Source organism: Herbaspirillum sp. B65 (assembly GCF_000333555.1).
GTDB classification, from domain to species: Bacteria; Pseudomonadota; Gammaproteobacteria; order Burkholderiales; family Burkholderiaceae_D; genus Herbaspirillum; species Herbaspirillum rubrisubalbicans.
Genome location: NZ_BADI01000940.1, coordinates 1 through 2127, shown reverse-complemented (window position 1 = coordinate 2127; position 2127 = coordinate 1). Strand labels below are relative to the sequence as shown.

The 2127-nt window shown below is 65.5% G+C and carries 1 protein-coding gene and 1 pseudogene; both read right to left on the bottom strand.

Annotated features, from left to right (window positions below; all coding sequences use genetic code 11):
- The coding region (locus tag I5W_RS21920) for a gamma-glutamyltransferase family protein (RefSeq protein ID WP_044530828.1) at nt 1-1147 on the bottom strand (1147 nt) is incomplete at its 3' end.
- 33 nt (nt 1148-1180) lie between these two features.
- Nucleotides 1181-2127 (bottom strand): annotated as a pseudogene (locus I5W_RS21915) (ABC transporter ATP-binding protein); the annotation flags it as partial.

Here is a 2127-nt window from a genome sequence, read left to right as displayed (position 1 = left end):
CGAAGCCCATGTAGTTGCTCTGGATGAAGGACACCATGTGCCTTTCGGCGTCGGCCGTGCACAGGTACACCGTGCCCCCGCGCGACGGTCCGCCGGCCACCGGCAGCGTGGCGCGCGGGCCGATCAGCTTGCGGCGTTCATCGGCATAGGCCTCCGACAGCAATTGCTGCACCGTCACCTTCATGTGCGCCGGATCGGCGATGTGGGCCAGGCCATCGGCGTAGGCCAGCTTGATGGCTTCGATCTGGCGGTGGTAGGTGGCCAGGGTATCGCGCTCGGTGAAATCGTAGGCTTTGAGCAGGTTCAGCGCCATCAGCGCCACCATGCCGTGGCCATTGGGCGGGATTTCCCAGACCTCATAGCCGCGATAGTTCACGCCGATGGGGTCCACCCACTGCGGCTGGAAGGCGGCCAGATCGGCAGCTTGCAGATAGCCACCGGCGTGTTGCAGGAAGGCGGCGATCTGTTCGGCCAGTGCGCCGCGATAGAAGCTCTCGGCGCCGTCTTCGGCAATCGCTTGCAGGGTGGCGGCGTGGCCGGCTGAGCGCCACAGCTGGCCGGCCTGCGGGGCCTGGCCATCGATGCAGAAGGTATCGAACCAGGGTTGGAAATGCGCTTCCTTGAATGCGCGCTTGAAGTTCTGCTGCGCCACCTGCCAGGCATGGGCCACCATCGGCGAGACTGGAAAACCCTCGCGCGCCAGCGTGATGGCGCCGGCCATCGAGTCGCTCAGCGTCAGCTTGCCGAAGCGCTTGGCCATGGCGGCCCAGGCGCTGGGCGTGCCGGGCACGGTGACCGGCAAGGCGCCGTGTTTGGGCATCTCCTTCAATCCTGCGCTGGTGAGCTGGTCAGCCGAGATGGATTGTGGGGCGGGGCCGCTGGCATTCAGGCCATGCAGCTTGCCACCATGCCAGACCAGCGCGAAGGCATCGCCGCCGATACCGTTGGCGGTGGGTTCCACCACCGTCAGTGCCGCGGCTGCGGCGATGGCGGCATCGATGGCATTGCCGCCTCGCTGCAGGACTTCCAGCCCGGCCTGGGCGGCTAGCGGCTGCGAGGTCGCCACCATGCCGCGCCGGGCATAGACGGCGCTGCGGCGCGACAGGTAGGGATAGTGGTTGCTGCTGAAGTCGGGGAAGGCAGGCATGGCGGTCTCTCGTTCTTGGTTCAGGGGCGTATTTTATCGGGTCGGGCGTAGTGCCAACTCCGGGCGGCTCAGGTGGCAAGCCACCGTATGGGTAGGGCTGATCTTGATGGCAGGCGGCGCCTCGGTCTTGCAGATATCCATGCAGGACGGGCAGCGCGGATGGAAGTGGCAGCCCGGGGGCGGGGCGGCCGGATTGGGGATGCTTCCCTGCAGCACGATGCGTTCCCGTTTTTGGCGCGGATGTTCACGTGGAATGGCTGAGAGCAACGCCTGCGTGTAGGGATGGCGCGGGTTTGAGTACACTTCTTCACATGTGCCCAATTCCACCATGCGCCCGAGGTACATCACGCCAATGTGGTCGCTGACGTGGCGGATCACGGCCAGGTCGTGCGAGACGAACAGGTAGGTCAGCCCCAGTTCCTGCTGCAGTTCACGCAGCAGGTTCAGGATCTGCGCCTGGATCGACACGTCCAGCGCCGACACGGCTTCATCGGCCACCACCAACTTGGGGCGCGTGATGATGGCGCGCGCGATGCCTACGCGCTGGCGCTGGCCGCCGGAGAATTCATGCGGATGGCGCGCCGCATAGGCCGGGTTGAGTCCGACCATTTCCAAGGCCTCGGCCACCTTGCGCTTGCGGGTGGCGCGCTCGTGCAGCTTGTGCACCAGCAGCGGCTCTTCCAGCACTTCGCCGATGGTCATGCGCGGGTTCAGCGAGGCGTACGGATCCTGGAACACCATCTGCATGTGACGGCGCATGGCACGCAACTGGTCTTCGGGCACAAGGTCAGTTCCCGGCCCATGAAACGCACGCTGCCTGCGCTGGGTTCGATCAGGCGCAGTACGCTGCGCCCGGTGGTGGACTTGCCGCAACCGGATTCCCCCACCGGACCCAGGGTCTGGCCTTGGGCAAGGCTGAAGGAGACATCATCAACGGCCCTTGACGTGCTGCTGCCGGAGGCGAAATATTTTTTCAGTCC